This window comes from Rhodococcus sp. NCIMB 12038 (assembly GCF_002165735.1).
In the GTDB taxonomy this organism is placed as follows: Bacteria; Actinomycetota; Actinomycetes; order Mycobacteriales; family Mycobacteriaceae; genus Rhodococcus_F.
In genome coordinates, this window is the sequence record NZ_NHML01000001.1 from 472,668 (window position 1) to 489,176 (window position 16,509).

The following is a 16,509-nucleotide window of genomic DNA, read 5'->3' on the forward strand; positions in this document are numbered from 1 at the left end:
CCTTTCGTATTCCAGAAGGAGCGAGTGGTTCAACCGCCGAGCCGGGCCGCGGTCACCCCGAGCGCGGCGCAGGTGCGATCGACCAGTTCGTCGAACTCGACGCGGCGCGGCAGCACCCCCTGCTCGTAGGCGTAGCGGGCGGCGTCGGTGACGGGCCCGCGCAGACCGTCGAACCCGACGGGGCTCAGGTTCACCGGACCCGCGGCGGGAGCGGCGGTCGCGGCGGCCTCGGCCAGCGCGTCGTACACCGCGAGTACGGCCTTCGGGTCCTCGTTCGCGGCCGCAGCGCTGAACCCCACCACGTGGTTGATCGGGGCGAAACCCTTGCGTGCGGCCCATTCGGCGGCGACTGCGAGCGCGTTGGGAATGGCGGTGCGGATCCGGTCGTCGGAGGGCAGTTCGTTGCCCATGATCCCGTAGTCGAGCCGGCCTTCGAGGAAGTCGGCCTGCAGTCTGGCGCCCTCGGGTGCGCGCTCGACCCACTCCGGGTCGGTGGCCCCGTCGACGTGCCCGCCCTCGTACGTGTGCCAGTTCACTTCGGACAGATCGAGGCCGTACTGCTCGCTGAGGAACCCGCGCAGCCACACCCCGGTGGTCTGGCTCCACGAGCGCACGCCGACGCTCCGGCCCCGCACACCTTCGACGCCCAGTTCGCCCAGAGTCACCAGGGTCTGATGCTGGTACCGGCCGAGCATGGTGATCGGCAGCAGCGCCACCGGCTTGTCGTACGCCGCCGCCTGCAGCAGCGTCACCACGGCCAGCTCGCACACGTCCGCCGACGCGTCGTTCACGAAACCGCGCGATGCCTTGTGCACGGGCCGGATGTCGACACGCTCGGGCGTGGCACCGGCGGCCGCGGCCCCCTCGACGGCCACGGCAGCGAGATCGTCTCTGCCCAATACGATTTTCATTGACGAGTCCTCGTTTCGTTGGTCGTGAACAGTCCCCGCGCGGTCATACGTCCTCGCCGTACTGCATGCGCCGGTAGGGCACGCTGAGCACGTCGCGGGTGATGCGCACGTCGATCACGGTGGGCCGGGGGTTCCGGACGTACTCGGCCAGCGCGGCGCGCAGTTCGTCGGTCGTGCGGACGGTGGCGCCGCCGCCGCCGAGTGCCTTCCCGACCGTGCCCAGTTCGGGGGTGGGGATGACGGCGAGCTCGGGGTCGAGACCCTTGGCCTTCGCCTTGTGGTACTCCGCGCCGAGGCCTTCGTCGTTCATGACGACCACGAGCACCGGAAGCCCGTAGCGGCAAGCGGTCTCGAACTCCGGCAGGTGCATCAGGAAGCTCGCGTCGCCTTCGACCACGAACGTCGGCTTGCCACCGTTGGCGACGACGGTGCCGATGGTCAGCAACGGGGCCTGGCCGATGGCACCGAACATGCCGTAGTTCGAGGTGATCTCGCGGGACCGCTGGAAGAGCATGGTGCCGAAGTCCGTCTGGTGTCCGCTGCCGAGCACCAGCCCGATCTCGCCGGGAAGTTCGGCGTCGAGCACCGAGATCGCCTCGCGCGGGTCGAGCAGGCCCGGCTGACTGCGGAACTCGGCGGGGTCGATCAGCGGGGCCGTGAGCCGGCCGTGCACCTCGGGGGTGTGGAAGCCTTCCATCTCGACACCGCGAACCCCCAGCGCGCCCGACAGAGCATCGAGGGCGGTGACCGCGTCGGCCTGCATGTAGCAGTCGGCGACCTGACCGTTGCCCATCACCAGGTGTGGCGCCGTGTCGATCTGGATGAACCGGGCCTCGGGAAACAGGTATCCGCTCTCGATGGTGTAGTGGTTGAGGCTCGCGCCCACCGACACCACGCAGTCGGCCTCCTGCAGCAGCTCCATCGCGAGCCTGCTGCCGAACAGTCCCGCGATCCCCACGTGGTACTCGGTGTCGCCGCTGAGCCAGTTCTTGGCCTGCAGCGTCGTGGCGAGTAGGGCCCCGGTGCGACGCTGAAGCGCGAGGATCTGCTCGCCTGCCTCCGCGTTGCGGGCGCCCCGACCGGCGACGATCACGACTCGTTTGCTCGCCCCGATGATTTCGCACGCCTGCTGGATCCGGTCCGGGTGCGGGAGCAGCTTCGGGGCCCGGAGCAACTCGGTGGACGGGACGTACGGCATGTCGTCCTCGAACTCCTGCAGCTGCACGTCGAACGGGGCGCTGATCATCACCGGCCGGGACTGGGTGCGGGCCAGGTAGAAGGCTCGCTGCACCACTTCTGCGGCCGACTCGGCCTTGGTCACCTGAAGAAACTCGCACTCGATCGCGGCGGCGAACCGGCGCTGGTCGAGGTACTGCACGGCGCCCTCGTCACCCAGCGGCGTCTCCCCGCAGAACGCGACCAGCGGGATGCGCGCACGGCTCGCCACGATCATCGACGTGGCCAGCTGCGCGGTACCGGGCCCGCTCGTCGTCGTCACGATGCCGGGTCGGCCGGATGCGCGGGCGTACCCGTGGGCCATGCTCAGTCCCGCACCTTCGTGACGCACCTCGTACAGGCGCGTCCCACGGGTGGCCAGGGCATTCATCCAGTGCATGTTGGCGTCGCCCATCATGCCGAACACATCCGTGGTGCCCTCGGCGGCGAACGCTGCTGCGAGCGCTTCGTAGACCTTCACTGCGCGACCTCTTCTTGCTTGTGGTGGTTCCGGACGTGGCTCGCGAGGCGCGGGAACACCTTCAGCGCGTTGCCGCCGTAGATCGCCTGCCGGTCGGCGTCGCTGATGGAGTCGATGGAGTCCAGCAGCGCCTTGGTGTCGTCGAAGCGGCGCCCGGTCTCCGGGTCGACGCTGCGGACGGCGCCGATCATCTCGGAGGCGAAGAGCACGTTCTCGGCGGGGATGATGTCCGTGAGCAGTTCGAGGCCGCGCTTGTGGTAGACGCAGGTGTCGAAGAAGACGTTGCGCAGCAACGATTCCTCCAGTGGCGGCCTGCCCTGGTCCTGCATCATCCCGCGGTAGCGGCCCCAGTGGTAGGGCACCGCGCCGCCGCCGTGCGGCAGGATCAGCCGCAGCGTCGGGAAGTCGGTGAACAGGTCCGACTGGCACAGCTGCATGAAGGCGGCGGTGTCGCCGTTGAGGTAGTGCGCGCAGGTGCCCTGGATCGCGGGGTTACGCGACATCGCGACGTGAATCATCGCGGGCACGTCCAGTTCCACCATCTTCTCGTAGAGCGGGTAGTAGATCCGGTCGGTCAGCGGCGGCGCCTGCCAGTACCCGTCGGAGGGGTCCGGGTTGAGGAGGCAGCCGACGAATCCGAGTTCTTCGACGCAGCGCTCGAGTTCCGCGGCAGAGTTCCGGATGGACGAGGCCAGCGCGTCGCCGGGCGACTGCGGGAGCTGGCACACCGCGGCGAAACGATCGGGGAACAGGCCGCACACCCGGGCGATGAGGTCGTTGCTCACCTGCGACCAGACCAGGCTGGTCTGCTCGTCGCCGTAGTGGTGGGCCATCTTTCCCGCGCCGGGGGAGAAGACCGTGAGGTCGGTGCCGCGTTCGATCTGGAGCTTCAGCTGCCCCTGTTCGATTGCGGTCTTGATCTCTTCGTCGCTGATGTGCAACGTCTCGGGTGAGACTCGCGCGCCCGAATCCTCGAACGCCTTGATCTGGCGCTCGCGCCACTGTCCGAGCGCGGGCGGCGCGGTGGTGAAGTGGCCGTGACAGTCGATGATCATGAAGGTTTTTCTCCAGGTGAGTGTTCGGGGTCAGGAGCGACCGGTGAGTTTGCGGCCCAATTCCAGGCCGGGATAGCTGCGCACCGGCGCGGACATGAGGAAGCGGTAGCCCTCTTCGAGCACCTGCTCGACGTTGCTCGGGGTCACGTGCGGATGGCCGACCACGACGTCGTGGTCGTGACAGATCTTCACGATCCGGCTCCTGGCCTCGACCATCAGCGGGTGGTCGAGTTGACGGGGCACGCCCAGTTCCTGGCTGAGATCGCCCTCGCCGATGAGGATGAGTCCGATTCCGGGCACCTGTTCGAGGATCGCCGGGAGGTTCTCGATGCCCAGCTGGTCCTCGATCTGGATCACGACGAGGATCTCGCCGTCCGGGGCGAGCGGCCACACGTCGGCCTTGGCGTAGTACTCGTCGTTCGACAGGCCCCAGTACCGTGCGGCGGCGGCAGGCGCGTCACCGCGCAGGCCCGGCGGGTCGAACCGGTCCTCGCCCGGCAGACGGGGGTACCGGCAGGCCGCGACCGCGTTGCGCGCCTCCTCGACCCGGCTGATGTGCGGCCACACGATTCCGTACGCCCCGAGGTCGAGAGCCTGCTTCGCATGCCACTGGCCGTGTTCGGCGCCGTTGACGGGAATCCGGATCAGCGGGGTGGGCGACGGTGCGAGCGTGCCCGATTCGAATATCCGTCGCCGGTTGAGCAGGTACTGCAGGCTGTCCCGCAACGTCGTTGCGTCCCAGGGCTTGTGCTCGGCCTCGAACACCAGACCGTCGTAGTCGCTGGTCGCGAAGTCCAGCGCTGCCGCCGGCTCGGGAGCGGCGAACGCCGCGAAGGCGTGCTGCCCCGATTCCAGCGCACCGATCACACTATTGAGTCTTGCCACTTGCCACTCCGCTCTGCTCGCTCTGTCGCTTGTGAATGGTCCTGAGCCACCAGGCGCGCACGCGGGCCCACACGGTCGGCCGGCTGGGTGCAGGCACGACCGCCGTGTCCCCGGCGCACCGGCGCACCAGTTCGTCCGTGAAGTCGTTGGTCATCCGGGACACCACGGCCCCGGCGCCCGCTTCGATCACCGACGCGAGCTTGCCCGCGAGGGCCACCTCGCCGGTCACCTGCACCCGTGCGCCGCCCGCGTTGTCCTCGGTGATCCGGAAGTTCGCGTGCGCGGTGAACCGCGTCGCGCCCTGCCCGTCCCGTCCACGCGCCGAAAGTCGTCCCTCCCAGGCGGGCTCGTCCAGCTCCAGCGACATCCGGGCGCCGAACCGCACCCGGATCGCGCTGAATTTCACGACCAGCGTGCCGTCGAACGAGCCGTCGTCGTGGAACTGGCCGAGTTCGGCACCGTTGATGCACGACACCACCTCGGTGGGGTCGGAAATGACTTCCCACACCCGCCCCGGTGGTGCGGGTACGGCGATTGCTTCGTCGATCTTTATCACAACTGTGTCCTCGCTTGACGATCGTGAACAGCCACCACAGACCACTGTGGCGCTTCGGGGAAACTCGCGAGACTCGATCAGCGAGCTGGTGTCGGAGGGCGTGCCCTCGCCGGCAGCGAGCAGGCCGGTCGCCAGATGGCTCTGGCATCATCCGAGTCTCCCCGGTCGGCTCTCAGATTGTTTAACAACTTTCTGCCGTCAGACTAGCAGCGGAATGCGGCGAACAGCAAGAACTTGTTTTCCCGACCTCGGATTGCCCATCAGGCCCAGCCCGGACCGGGTCATCTTGTAGAACAATCGTGAACCGAGGGCGAATTGTCCCAGCGTGATCGTGCCGCCGGACGCGAACCCGGTGCCGCCGCCGCCCGCTTCGACCCGGCTTCCGCAAAATTGTTAGACGATCCGAGTCTCAAAGGCTTGTAATGGGCGTCACTCCCGCGTAAATTGAGCGAAACCGTAAGACAAAACCGATATTCACTCATCGGTCGAATGACGGCATCGGCGCACTGACACCAGTGCACTCCCCGGGTTCGGAGGCACACCACATGCACTCCCCGGGTTCGGACGCAACAGAGGAGTTGTATTCATGTCCACAACCTTGTCCATCGCGGCGAAGTCCTACCCGCACACGGCGTTCCTCGCCGAACCCGGCTTCAGCGTCGAGGGGCATCCCGTCGAGCTCGCGGCAGCGGATCCGATCTACAAGGCGTTCGCTCCCATGGTGCGTGAGCTCCGGTACGACTTCAGCGAATTGGCCATCGCCACCTATCTGCAGGCCCGCGAGGCCGGCGCCCCGATCGCGCTTCTGCCGGTGGTGCTCAGCGGCGACTTCCACCACCACTCCCTGACCCGCTGGCCCGGTTCGGCCGAGATCAACCCCGCGGACCTGGCAGGCAAGCGGGTCGCGGTCCGGGCCTACAGCCAGACGACCGGCCTGTGGGTGCGCGGAATCCTGCACGAGGAGTTCGGCGTCGACGCCAAGGAAGTCACCTGGGTGACCACCGAGGAGCCGCACGTCGCCGACTATGTCGAGCCGCCGAACGTCGAGCGCACGACGGGCAAGGTCCTGGATGTGCTCGAGCGCGGCGACGTCGTGGCCGCCGTCCTCGGCCCGCCGGCGCTCGACGGCGCGCAGGGCCCGCTGGTGCCGATCATCCCCAACTGGAGGGAGGCAGAGGAGGCATGGGGCGCCCGGCACAAGACGGTGCCGATCAACCACGTGCTCACCGTCCGGCGTGACCTCCTCGAGGCCGAGCCTTGCACGGTAGCGGCGCTCTACCAGGCTTTCGGAGACCGGATCGAGGCACGCAAGGCCGCCGAAACCGAGCCCGGACCCCGCGTGCGCGCCCTGCGCTTCGGAGTGACGGACGAGCTCGTCGCCGGTCTGCAGATCGCGATCGACTACGCGTTGCAGCAGAACGTCATCCGCACACCCGTCACGGTGGCCGAACTCCTCGACGACTTCACCCGGCACCTCGGCGACCTCGCCTGAGCGCGCCCGCCCGCCACTTTCCGCCCGCTACCACCAACCAGTCGTGAGGTACTGATGTTCAGCGTCGACACACACACCCACATCATCTCGCCCGACACCGATGCCTACCCCGCAGATCCGCTCGGCGGACACCGGTCCACCTGGTCCCAGGAACGGCCCACCGACATCGACGGCCTGCTGCGGGCCGCCGACGCCGCCGACGTCGACCACCTGGTCGTCGTCCAGGCCTCCACGGTGTACGGATTCGACAACAGCTACGTAGCCGACCAGCTCACACGGCACCCCGACCGCCTCAGCGGGGTGTGCTCGGTGGACTTCCTCTCCCCGAAGGTGGTCGACGACCTCCACCACTGGATCGACGAGCGCGGCTTCTCGGGGGTCCGCATCCGTGCCGCGGACGGGACGACCGCCGTCCCGACACCCGGCCGCGGACTCGACGACGAGCGCATGGCGCCGGTCTGGCAGTTCCTGTCCGACCGCCGGGTGCCGGTCTGCATCCAGATGCACGCCCAGCACGCTCCGATCCTCGGCGGGCTCCTCCAGCAGTACCCGGGACTCACCGCGATCCTCGACCACGCGGGCCGACCGCAACTGGACTCCGCGCCGTATCCGAGCGCGGACGGAGTTCCCCAGCTCAGCGAGACAGGCCGCGTGTTCATCAAGATCACGCCGCCGGCCGTACTCCGAGCACAGCGCGAGAGCGGATCCGCGGCACCGCTGGTCCGCACGCTGATCGAAGAGTTCGGGGCGGCCCACGTCATGTGGGGTTCGAACTTCCCCGCCTCGGCCGGATCGTTGTCCGAACTGGCCGACCTCATCAAGGAGCAACTGCCGTCACTCGACGCCACCGACCTGGAGTCGATCGCGGGCGGCACCGCCGGCCGGCTGTACGGGCTCTCCCAGGGCAGCTCCGTCACCACCGCCGCGAAGGAATGTTGATCGCTATGAAGCGCTTTCGGCGCAGGCTCTGCATGGCCTCGGTCATGGCAGTCGCCGTCGTCCTGACCGCCTGCGGCGGTCCGCCGCCCGTTCCGGACACCAAGAATCTGGACGAGCTGTACCAGGCGGCCAAGGCCGAAGGGGAGGTCGTCTGGTTCGCCCCGAAGCCGGAGGCTCAGATGAAGCCGGCGATCGAGGCGTTCGAGAAGAAATACCCGGGGATCGAGGTCAGGTACACGAACAAGAAGGCTCCGGATCTGGTCACCCAGCTCAATGTGGAGCAGGCAGCCGACCGGGTGACGTTCGACGTGTCCAACGCAGGTGGGCTCACGGTCCTGCCGTCGCAGTCCATGGCGGCGAAGGTCGACTGGGCATCCTACGAGGTGCCCAGCGACCAGATCTTCGCCGACGACTTCGTCTACGTGTGGGCGGTACCGAAGGTCTGGGCCTACAACACCGACGCCCTGGCCCCGAACGATGTGCCCTCGAGTTGGGACGACCTGCTCGATCCGCAATGGAACGGCGGAAAACTCAGCGTCGAGTCCCGCGGGTCCTTCATGACCGTGTGGGCCCAGGACCCGACCCTCGGCGCCGACGCCGGTCTCGACTACGCGTCCCGGCTGTCCGAGCTGAAACCCCACTACACCGAAAACACGACGCAGGCCCACACACTCGTCGTGTCCGGTCAGACTCCGGTCGGCACCGACCTCATCAACCTCGTGCTCGAGGACGAGTCGAAGGGCGCGCCGGTCGCCGTCGCACCGGTGGGCCCCACCAACGCCAACAAGTCGTACCTGTTCGTGGCCGACGGCGCACCGCACCCGGCGGCGGGTCGCCTGCTCACCGCCTTCCTCGCCTCCGAGGAGGGCCAGTCGGCACTGGTCGACACGTACAACTCGGTCATCCCCACCAACACGGACTGCACCGACGCCGCCACGAACCGTGTCATCGGCGCCCTGTGCGCCGCAGGCGTCGAATGGTTCAGCGAAACCGACATCGCGCAGTACGAGCAGTTCTCAGATTTCTTCCCCGAGGTCGAAGAAGCCTTGGGTACCAACGTCAACTGACGGCCCCCGCCGCCGCACCGCTGCCCGTGACGGGCGGCAAACTCTATCCCCTCACCCTTGGAGACTTCAGCGATGCAGTCCGGCACCCAGCTCTCCACCGGCGTACGCCCTCGACCCGACGACGTACGCCCTCAGCCCGCCGACGTACACCACCCCAAGCGCCGGGACCGCGTCCTGGTCGGCGTCAACATCGCCATCGGCGCGATCGTCGCCTATCTCATGCTCTTCCCCCTGGGCATGCTGCTGTTCAGCAGCCTCAAGGACAGCGAGACCAAGCTGCCCTTCCAGGTTTCCGGGTTCACGCTCGACAACTTCACCGCGATCTTCTCCTCGGAACGCCTGGTCGACGTCGCGCTCAACTCGTTCATCTTCGTGGTCGGCACCGTGTCGCTGGCATTGGTCGTCAGCGTCAGCCTGGCCTACCTGTTCGAACGGACCGACATTCCGGGACGCCGCTTCCTCGCACCCAGCACGCTGGCCCCCATGGCCGTGCCCGCCACGGTCATGGCGGTGGCCTGGGTCCTGGCGGCCAACCCCACCAACGGCCCGATCGCCATCGTCCTCCAGCGGGTCTTCGGGCTCTCGATCGACATCTACTCGCTGCCGGGCATGATCCTGGTGGCCGGCATCTTCGGTGTCCCCGGCATGTACATCATGCTCGCGCCGACGTTCGCCCGGCTCAACCTCGAATTCGAGGAGGCCGCGGCAACGTCGGGTGCAGGCTGGTGGACGCGAACCCGCAAAGTGGTTCTGCCGCTGACGATGCCGGGGATCTCCGCGGCCAGCATGCTGCTCGTCGTCATCGCGCTCGAGGAGTTCGCGATCCCCGCCATTCTCGGCATGCCGGACCAGATCTTCGTGTTCAGCAGTCTCATCCAGGCATCCCTGCAGCCGCCGTCGGGTCTTGCCAACTACGGCCAGGCCAGTGCCTACGGCATCATGCTGGTCCTGCTGTCCCTCGTGATGATCGCCGTCTACCGGCGTCAGACCCGTGAGTCCCACCGATTCCAGGTGGTGAGCGGCAAGGGGTACCGGTCCACACCGGTACGGCTGGGACGGTGGCGCATCCCGGTTGCCGGCATCGTCACGTTCTACGTACTGGTCGCGATCATCGTGCCCATCCTGACCCTGGTCTGGACAAGCCTGACCCCGTACCTGCAGCCGATCAACTTCGACAACCTGGGTGCGCTCAGCCTCGCCAACTACGGCGCGATCTTCACCAACCCGAACCTGACGCACGCGGTCGTCAACACCCTGGTGATCAGCCTGATCACGGCGACGCTCACCGCCGGGTTCGCCCTGTGGCTGGCGCTGGCCTCGACCCGCGCCGGACGCCTCGGCAGGGGCCTGTTCGATCTGTCCTTCCTGGTCTTCGCGATCCCCAGCGTCGTGCTCGGCATGGCGGTGCTGTTCCTCTACCTGTACCTGCCCATCCCGATCTACGGCACGATCTGGATCATCATCATCGCGTTCACCACCCGGTACATCCCGCGCGGATCACGCATGATCCAGACGGCACTGTTGCAACTCGACAAGGGACTCGAAGAGGTGGGACGCGTGAGCGGTGCGTCCAACGCCGTCGTGCTGCGCCGGGTGGTCTTCCCGCTCGTCGCTCCCGCGGTGTCGAGCACGTGGCTGTGGGTGTTCGCCAACTCGCTGGGCGAACTTCCGATCGCGCTGCTGCTGTCCAGTTCCGACAACCGCACCGTCGTGGTGCTGCTGTGGGACATGATCGGTGAAAGCGCGAACTATCCCGAGGCCAGCGCCCTCGCGGTCCTCCTGCTCGCCCTGTCCGCCGTCTCCGTCTGGTGGGTCAACCGCCGTGGCTTCCAACAACACATCTGAGGTGCCGTGAACATGAAAACCCTCGTTGGTTCCGACCATTCCGTGCAGATCTCCGGCCTGCAGAAACAGTTCACCCGCCCACACAGCGGCGAGGTGACCCGCGTCATCGACGATGTCAGCTTCTCCGTGCCGCAGAACAGCTTCTTCACCCTGCTGGGGCCCAGTGGGTGCGGCAAGACGACCACACTCCGCTGCCTCGCCGGGCTGGAGACCGCCGACAGCGGCGAGATCTGGATGAACGGCCAGGCCGTCTTCTCCGCCGCCGCGGGGCGCGACGTTTCGCCGGACGTCCGGCCGATCGCGATGGTGCCGCAGTCCTACGGGATCTGGCCGCACATGAAGGTGTTCGACAACGCCGCGTTCCCCCTGCAGTACGGCCGGAAGACGTACCCGCGCGCCGAGCGGGAGCGTCGCGTCCGGACGATGCTCGAACAGGTCGGCCTGTCGGAGTACGCCGACCGCTGGTCCACCCAGCTCAGCGGCGGCCAACAGCAGCGGCTGGCGCTGGCCCGCGCTCTGCTGTGCGAACCGGAGGTCCTGCTGCTGGACGAGCCGCTGTCCAATCTGGACGCCAAGCTGCGCTCACAGCTGCGCGCCGAGTTGCGGTCGTTCCAGCAGAAGTTCGGTGTCACCACCATCTACGTCACGCACGACCAGGGTGAGGCCCTGGCGATGTCCGACACGATCGTCGTCATGAACCGCGGGCGGGTCGAACAGATCGGATCACCGAGCGAGATCTACGACTCGCCGGCGACTCGGTTCGTGGCCGACTTCGTCGGCAGCGCCAACCTCATCCCCGGAGTGCTCGACCGGCCGGCGGGCTCCGGCGACCGAGTCGTCGACGCCAAGACGACCGTCGGGGTGGTGCGGTGTGAGCGTTTCACCACGCCACCCACCCCGCCTGCCGCCGGCCAGGAAATGTTCGTGTGCATCCGGCCCGAAAATATCCGCATCATCCCCGAAGATCGGGAAACCCACGGCCCCAACCGGTTCCCGGGACGCATCGTGACCACGGAGTATCTCGGCGACCGCCAGGAGATGGTCGTCACCGTCGGGGACGTGTCGCTCCGCGCTCACGCCGACGCGCACCTGCGGGCTCACCCGGGCGACGACGTGACCGTCGTCCTGGACCCGGCATGGACGGTCGCGCTGTGGTCGTGACCGCCGGGCGCGAGCGTGCGGCCGGCCTGTTGTTCTGAGTCGGCCGAGGACCTCCTCACGAATCGAGGAGGTCCTCACCGCCAGTGCTCAGCCGACGGGCGCGCCGAACCACCGCGACATTTGCTTGTCGAGTCCCGCCTGGTCGTCGCCGACCCAGGCCACGTGGCCGTCCGGTCGGAGTAACACAGCCGGCACGCCCACCTCGGCGCCGGCATCGACGACGGAGTCGACCCGATCCGCCCAGCCGTCGACCGAGAGCCGGCCGGTCCGGTCGAGCAGAAGTCCGTGGCCGCGGTGCATCTGCGCGTAGAGGCGCCCGCGCCCCAGGCCGATGTCCCGGAGCCGCTTGCCGAGCAGTTCGTGCCCGTCGCCGAAGTCGTAGCGGACCCCGATGGCGGTGATCTTTTCCATCAGATATCGGTTCACGACCTCGAAGTTCATCAGCTCCGTCACCAGACGGCGAACGGCCCGGGGGCCAGGCTCGGTGGACATGAGCTCGCTCTGCGCGCGGGTGTTGTTCAGAACCTCGGCGCCCACCGGGTGCCGTTCGGAGTGGTAGCTGTCCAGCAGATCGACCGGTGCCCAGCCGTTGATCTCGGCGGCCAGTTTCCAGCCCAGGTTGAAGGCGTCCTGGATTCCGAGGTTGAGGCCCTGTCCTCCCAGCGGCGGGTGCACGTGCGCGGCGTCGCCCGCCAGGAACGCTCGTCCGACCCGGTAGCGCTCGGCCTGACGGGTGGCGTCGCCGAAGCGGGAGAGCCAGCGTGGTGAGTGGACGCCGAAGTCGGTGCCGGCGAACGTCCTCAGCTGCCGCTTCACCTCCTCGAGCGTCGGGGGGACCGTGCTGTCCTCGGTGACCTTCTCGGCGGGGACGACGACCCCGTACAGGCCGTTCCCGGCGGGACCGACGCCGAACCCTTTGTGGGTCTTGCGGACCTCCGCCACGATGGCGGCCAGGTCGTCCGGCGGCGTGGTCACCTCCATCTCGCCCCGTAGCCACTCGACCTTCGCGGGTTCGCCGGGGAAGCCGACGCCGAGCAGCTTGCGGACCGTGCTGCGGCCGCCGTCGCAGCCGACGAGGAAGCGGGCATGCACCTGCTTGCCGAGCGACCCTGACTCCGCCAGTTCCACGGTCCCCCCGTCGGCGTCCTGGCTCAGGCCGACCAGTTCGCTGCCGCGCCGGATGTCGGCTCCGAGCTCGGCGGCGTGCTCGGCCAGCAGGCGGTCGGTGACCGGCTGGGGGATGCCGAGGATGTAGGCGTGCGCGGTGTCCGGATGTTCGGGCCACGGTTTGTCGATGCCGGCGAAGCGACCGCCGCCCGGGTACTGCTTGCCCTGCTCGAGGAACCGTTCGAGCAGCCCGCGCTGATCGAGGATCTCGATGCTGCGCACGTGCAGGCCGAGCGAACGGACCTGTTCGGTCGGCTCGACCTCCTTCTCCAGCACCAGCACGTCCACACCGTGCAGCCGTAATTCGGCGGCCAGCATCATGCCGGTCGGTCCGCCGCCGGCGATGATCACATCAGTCATGAAGCCCCGTTCATCCTTTCCGCGGGTCCAGCTGGTCGTCCGACGTCGGGAAGTTCAGCTGAAGTGCTCGCCGGGCCGACGACAGGTGATGCCGCATCGCCGCGGCGGCGGACTCCGGGTTGTGCGTGACGATTGCAGCGAGGATGGCCTCGTGCTCCCGGACGGAGTCGGTGCGCGGGTTCGCGCGACGGTCGGCGTCGCGGTACTGCTGCACGACGAGCGGATAGAGCAGGCTGTCGACGAACCTGGTGAGTGTGGCCTGCCGTGCCGCCTGCTTCACCTGTTCGTGAAACTTGCGGTTGAGGTTCCAGTATTCCTCGCGCCCACCCGGTACCTGCAAGTCCCACATGCGTTTACAGGTCTCGGTCATCGCGGCGATGTCCGCCTCGGTGGCGCGTTCGGCGGCCTTCGCTGCCAGCGCCGACTCCAGGACCGCGCGGGTCTCGAGAATTTCGATCGCCTCGTCCACCGAGAACGAGCGGGTGCGAGCGCTCCGGTTCGCCTCGGTGGTGACGTAGCCCTCCTGCGCGAGGCGGGCCAGCACCGAGCGGATCGTCCCGCGTGAAACCTGGAGTTGGGTGGTGAGTCCCGACTCGGTGAGGCGGGAGTCCGGTTCGTAGTGGCCGGAGAGGATCAGGGCGCGCAGGTCGTGATACGCCTGCAGCGTCCGGTTGGCGCCCGCATCGGGACCGCCCTCGTTGTCCGGGTCTGCGCCCGCAGCTAGCACCATCGTGTGTCACCTGACTCGCCGGGAGGAGTGAGCATCGTCATCATCGGAGCCTCACCCGTCATGTTGTACAACAACATCGAATGTATCGTGTCGAGCGCACGTTGCGAACGCGGTTCGGGGGCATGAAAATCTTCCCTTCCTGAGGCGATCAGGTCCGTGCTGATGTGCACTATTGTTACACAATTTCACTGCAACGCCGATCGCCGGCGCACCTCGAGTGATGCGCCGGCGAGCACGTGCGCGTCGGGCCGATCAGAACAACCAGGGGACCTCGTCGTGACCGAAGTCGTGGAAGTCGCCGAACCGACCCGAATAGAACACCAGGCCGGTGCCTTCGCGGCAGCGCATGTCGGTGACCTCGCCGTAGAAGACGCGGTGGTCGCCGATGTCGTGGGCGCTGTGCACCCGGCATTCGAGTTGGGCCAGAGCGTCTTTGATCAGCGGCAGGCCCGAGCGGCTGCGATCGCAGGGCAGGTCGTCGAATCGGGCACCGCCGCGGGTGGCGAACCGCCGGGCGAGTGCTTCCTGACGGGAGCCGAGGATCGAGACGGCGAACGAGCCCGCGGCTTCCACGGCCTCGGTGGTGCGGGAGCCGTGGGTGAGCGAGACGAGCAGGATCGCCGGGTCCAGGCTGATCGAGGTCAGGGAGCTGATCGTCATTGCGCTGGGGTCGCCGTCGCCGTCGTCGGCGCTGACGACGGCGACCCCGGTGGTGAACCGGCCCATGTTGCGCCGCATGTCCGTGGGGGTGGGGGCGTGGAATGCCGGAAGGGTCATCGCGGGCCTACTTCCCGTGGTACCGGACTTCGAAGGTGACGACGCCCTCGTCCGTGCTCCAGGGACCGTGGGGCATGCCGGGCGGCCGGCACGCGTACGTTCCGGCGGTGAACGTCTCGCCGACGGTGAGGTCGGTGAACGATCCTTCGAGGATGTAGACCTCCTCCCAGAAGTCGTGCTTCTGCACGCCCATGGGAGTGGAGTCGGCGCCGGGTTCGTAGCGCAGGATCCGGGTGGCGACGTTGCCTTCGGGGTCCTTGGCGAGGATGCGTTCGGTGATCTGCGGATCGTCACCCGGACACACGGTCCACTCGACGTCGGTGACCGGGAAGAATTCGAATTCGGGCTTGGCCATGAGGGTTTACTCGCTTTCCGCTTTGTAGCCGTCGGTGAACTGCTGCACTGCCGCGACGGCGCTGTCGTAGTCGTAGTTGCGGTACGTGTACGCGCCCTTCACCACGAAGGGGGCGCCGGCGTAGAACATTTCGTACTGCTGGTGCCGTCCTGCGAATTCGGAGCCGATGATGTCCCAGGCCAGTTTGAACAGTTTGATGCGCTCCTCGGACGGCACACCGGGCGACTGGACGTAGTGTTCGATGTCTCGGGACGTCACCGGGCTGGTGAGATCCTTGACGCTCGAGGGGAGTTGCAGCACGCCGCCGCCGACGAGGTCGCGCAGGATCGCGATCACCCGCGGGTAGATCTCCGACTGCAGGCCCATCGACCCGTACAGGGCCTGCCTGCCCGGCAACCACATTCCCGCCGAATCCGGCTCGGCGGTGTATTCGGCGGCCAGCACCGCGGACCGGACCCCGCTGACGAGTGCGGCGAGTTCGCCGAGCTTCTCCTGCACGCTGGGGATCTTGTCGACGCCGTTGACCTGGGTGACGCGACGCGCGACGCCGGCGATGAACTCCAGTTTCGTCGCGAACCGGATCTGCGCCTGCCAGTTACCGAGAACGTGTGCGCCCGTCTCGAAGAACTGCCTGCGGACACCGGTGGTGTCGCGGTCGACGAACACCCGATCCCACGGAACGAGGACGTCGTCGAAGACGAGGAGCGAGTCGGGCTCGTCGTAGCGGCAGGTCAGGGGGTAGTCGAACGAACTCGTCGCGGCCGGGATGTACGGGCGCCGGACGTACTGCTTGAGACCGGGGGCGTTGGCCGGGACGACGAAGCCGACGGCGAAGTCCGTGTCGTCCGGGCCGAGCGGTTTGATGCACGAGACGAAGATTTCGTCGGCGATGGCGCCGCCGGTGGCCAGCATCTGCGAACCGCGGATGACCAGACCCTCCGGGGTCTCCTCGACCACGCCGGCCTGCAGGTATTCGCCCTCCCAGCCCGACGCCGTCGTAGCCCGCGAGACCTGCGGCGGGATGATCGCGTACGAGACGTAGAGGTTCTCGTCGAGCAGGCGCCGGTACAACGCGGAGACGTTCGCCCCGAAATCGTGGGCGCCCTCGGCGGCGAACACGTCGGGATGCGCCGCGAACGCGGCGAGGAACGTCCCCACGTGGTCGGGGCTGCGGCCGATCCAGCCGTGCGTGTGCCGCGCCCACCGCTCGATCGCTTCCCGCCGCTGCGCGAGTTCCTCCCGCGACCGCGGAATCGAGAACACCCGATTGGCCGGGTTCCCGGTTTCGGGCGCGACGTACTGCATGCCGTTGGCCTCGTCCGCGGCGAGATCGAACATCTCGGCCATCGTCCGGGTCACGGGAGCGAACGCCGGATGGGTGGTGACGTCGTCGATCTGCTCCCCGTCGACGAGCACGACTCGCCCGCCGTTCAGGGAGGCCAGGTAGTCGGCTCCGGTGCGCATGTCAGTGTCCTCCGGTGGTGTAGGTGTGGGTGAGGGTCCGGCCGTCGGG

Annotated in this window: 15 protein-coding genes; 5 read left to right on the top strand and 10 right to left on the bottom strand. The window is 67.7% G+C overall.

Annotated elements, in window-relative coordinates; all coding sequences use genetic code 11:
* Positions 1 to 29: 29 nt before the first annotated feature.
* Genes CA951_RS02100 through CA951_RS02120 form a run of 5 tightly spaced genes read right to left on the bottom strand, consistent with a single transcriptional unit; the run spans position 30 to position 5,103 of the window.
* Positions 30 to 911 (bottom strand): hypothetical protein, encoded by an 882-nt coding sequence (locus tag CA951_RS02100; RefSeq protein ID WP_087555245.1) that lies wholly within the window; start codon positions 909 to 911, stop codon positions 30 to 32.
* 43 nt (positions 912 to 954) lie between these two features.
* A complete protein-coding gene (locus tag CA951_RS02105; protein ID WP_087555246.1) occupies positions 955 to 2,607 on the bottom strand; it encodes a thiamine pyrophosphate-binding protein in 1,653 nt (550 codons plus the stop codon).
* Positions 2,604 to 3,662, bottom strand: a complete 1,059-nt coding sequence (locus CA951_RS02110) for an amidohydrolase family protein (protein WP_087555247.1) — start codon at positions 3,660 to 3,662, stop codon at positions 2,604 to 2,606. Before CA951_RS02110 ends, CA951_RS02105 begins: the two co-directional genes overlap by 4 nt.
* Positions 3,663 to 3,692: 30 nt before the next feature.
* Positions 3,693 to 4,547: an HpcH/HpaI aldolase/citrate lyase family protein gene (locus tag CA951_RS02115; protein WP_087555248.1), complete on the bottom strand. Its 855-nt coding sequence runs from the start codon at positions 4,545 to 4,547 to the stop codon at positions 3,693 to 3,695.
* Positions 4,531 to 5,103: an SRPBCC family protein gene (locus tag CA951_RS02120; protein WP_087555249.1), complete on the bottom strand. Its 573-nt coding sequence runs from the start codon at positions 5,101 to 5,103 to the stop codon at positions 4,531 to 4,533. The genes CA951_RS02115 and CA951_RS02120 overlap by 17 nt, the downstream gene beginning before the upstream one ends.
* A 586-nt stretch (positions 5,104 to 5,689) precedes the next feature.
* On the opposite strand from CA951_RS02120, the gene CA951_RS02125 reads away from it, so the two are divergent.
* The 5 genes from CA951_RS02125 (at position 5,690) to CA951_RS02145 (ending at position 11,607) form a co-directional block, all read left to right on the top strand.
* Positions 5,690 to 6,595 carry a hypothetical protein gene (locus CA951_RS02125; RefSeq protein ID WP_087555250.1) on the top strand — a complete coding sequence of 302 codons (906 nt, stop codon included), beginning with the start codon at positions 5,690 to 5,692 and terminating at the stop codon, positions 6,593 to 6,595.
* Between the two features lie 54 nt (positions 6,596 to 6,649).
* The gene (locus CA951_RS02130) at positions 6,650 to 7,534 is read left to right on the top strand and encodes an amidohydrolase (protein ID WP_087555251.1); all 885 of its coding nucleotides are present in this window, start codon (positions 6,650 to 6,652) and stop codon (positions 7,532 to 7,534) included.
* Between the two features lie 5 nt (positions 7,535 to 7,539).
* Positions 7,540 to 8,601: an ABC transporter substrate-binding protein gene (locus CA951_RS02135; RefSeq protein WP_256973204.1), complete on the top strand. Its 1,062-nt coding sequence runs from the start codon at positions 7,540 to 7,542 to the stop codon at positions 8,599 to 8,601.
* 72 nt (positions 8,602 to 8,673) lie between these two features.
* Positions 8,674 to 10,446, top strand: a complete 1,773-nt coding sequence (locus tag CA951_RS02140; protein ID WP_087555253.1) for an iron ABC transporter permease — start codon at positions 8,674 to 8,676, stop codon at positions 10,444 to 10,446.
* 12 nt (positions 10,447 to 10,458) lie between these two features.
* Positions 10,459 to 11,607 carry an ABC transporter ATP-binding protein gene (locus CA951_RS02145; RefSeq protein WP_256973205.1) on the top strand — a complete coding sequence of 383 codons (1,149 nt, stop codon included), beginning with the start codon at positions 10,459 to 10,461 and terminating at the stop codon, positions 11,605 to 11,607.
* 87 nt (positions 11,608 to 11,694) lie between these two features.
* Here the strand turns inward: CA951_RS02145 and rox are convergent, their stop codons facing one another.
* The 5 genes from rox to CA951_RS02170 form a co-directional block, all read right to left on the bottom strand.
* Entirely contained in the window at positions 11,695 to 13,134 is a 1,440-nt protein-coding gene (rox, locus tag CA951_RS02150; RefSeq protein WP_087555255.1) for a rifampin monooxygenase, read from the bottom strand.
* A gap of 10 nt (positions 13,135 to 13,144) precedes the next feature.
* The gene (locus CA951_RS02155) at positions 13,145 to 13,864 is read right to left on the bottom strand and encodes a GntR family transcriptional regulator (protein WP_087555256.1); all 720 of its coding nucleotides are present in this window, start codon (positions 13,862 to 13,864) and stop codon (positions 13,145 to 13,147) included.
* Positions 13,865 to 14,116: 252 nt separating this feature from the next.
* Entirely contained in the window at positions 14,117 to 14,641 is a 525-nt protein-coding gene (locus CA951_RS02160; protein WP_087555257.1) for a flavin reductase family protein, read from the bottom strand.
* Between the two features lie 7 nt (positions 14,642 to 14,648).
* Complete coding sequence (locus CA951_RS02165; RefSeq protein ID WP_087555258.1) at positions 14,649 to 14,996, bottom strand: cupin domain-containing protein; 348 nt, start codon at positions 14,994 to 14,996, stop codon at positions 14,649 to 14,651.
* 6 nt (positions 14,997 to 15,002) lie between these two features.
* On the bottom strand, positions 15,003 to 16,460 hold the full coding sequence (locus CA951_RS02170; RefSeq protein WP_087555259.1) for a pyrrole-2-carboxylate monooxygenase subunit: 1,458 nt from the start codon (positions 16,458 to 16,460) through the stop codon (positions 15,003 to 15,005).
* Positions 16,461 to 16,509 lie beyond the last annotated feature (49 nt).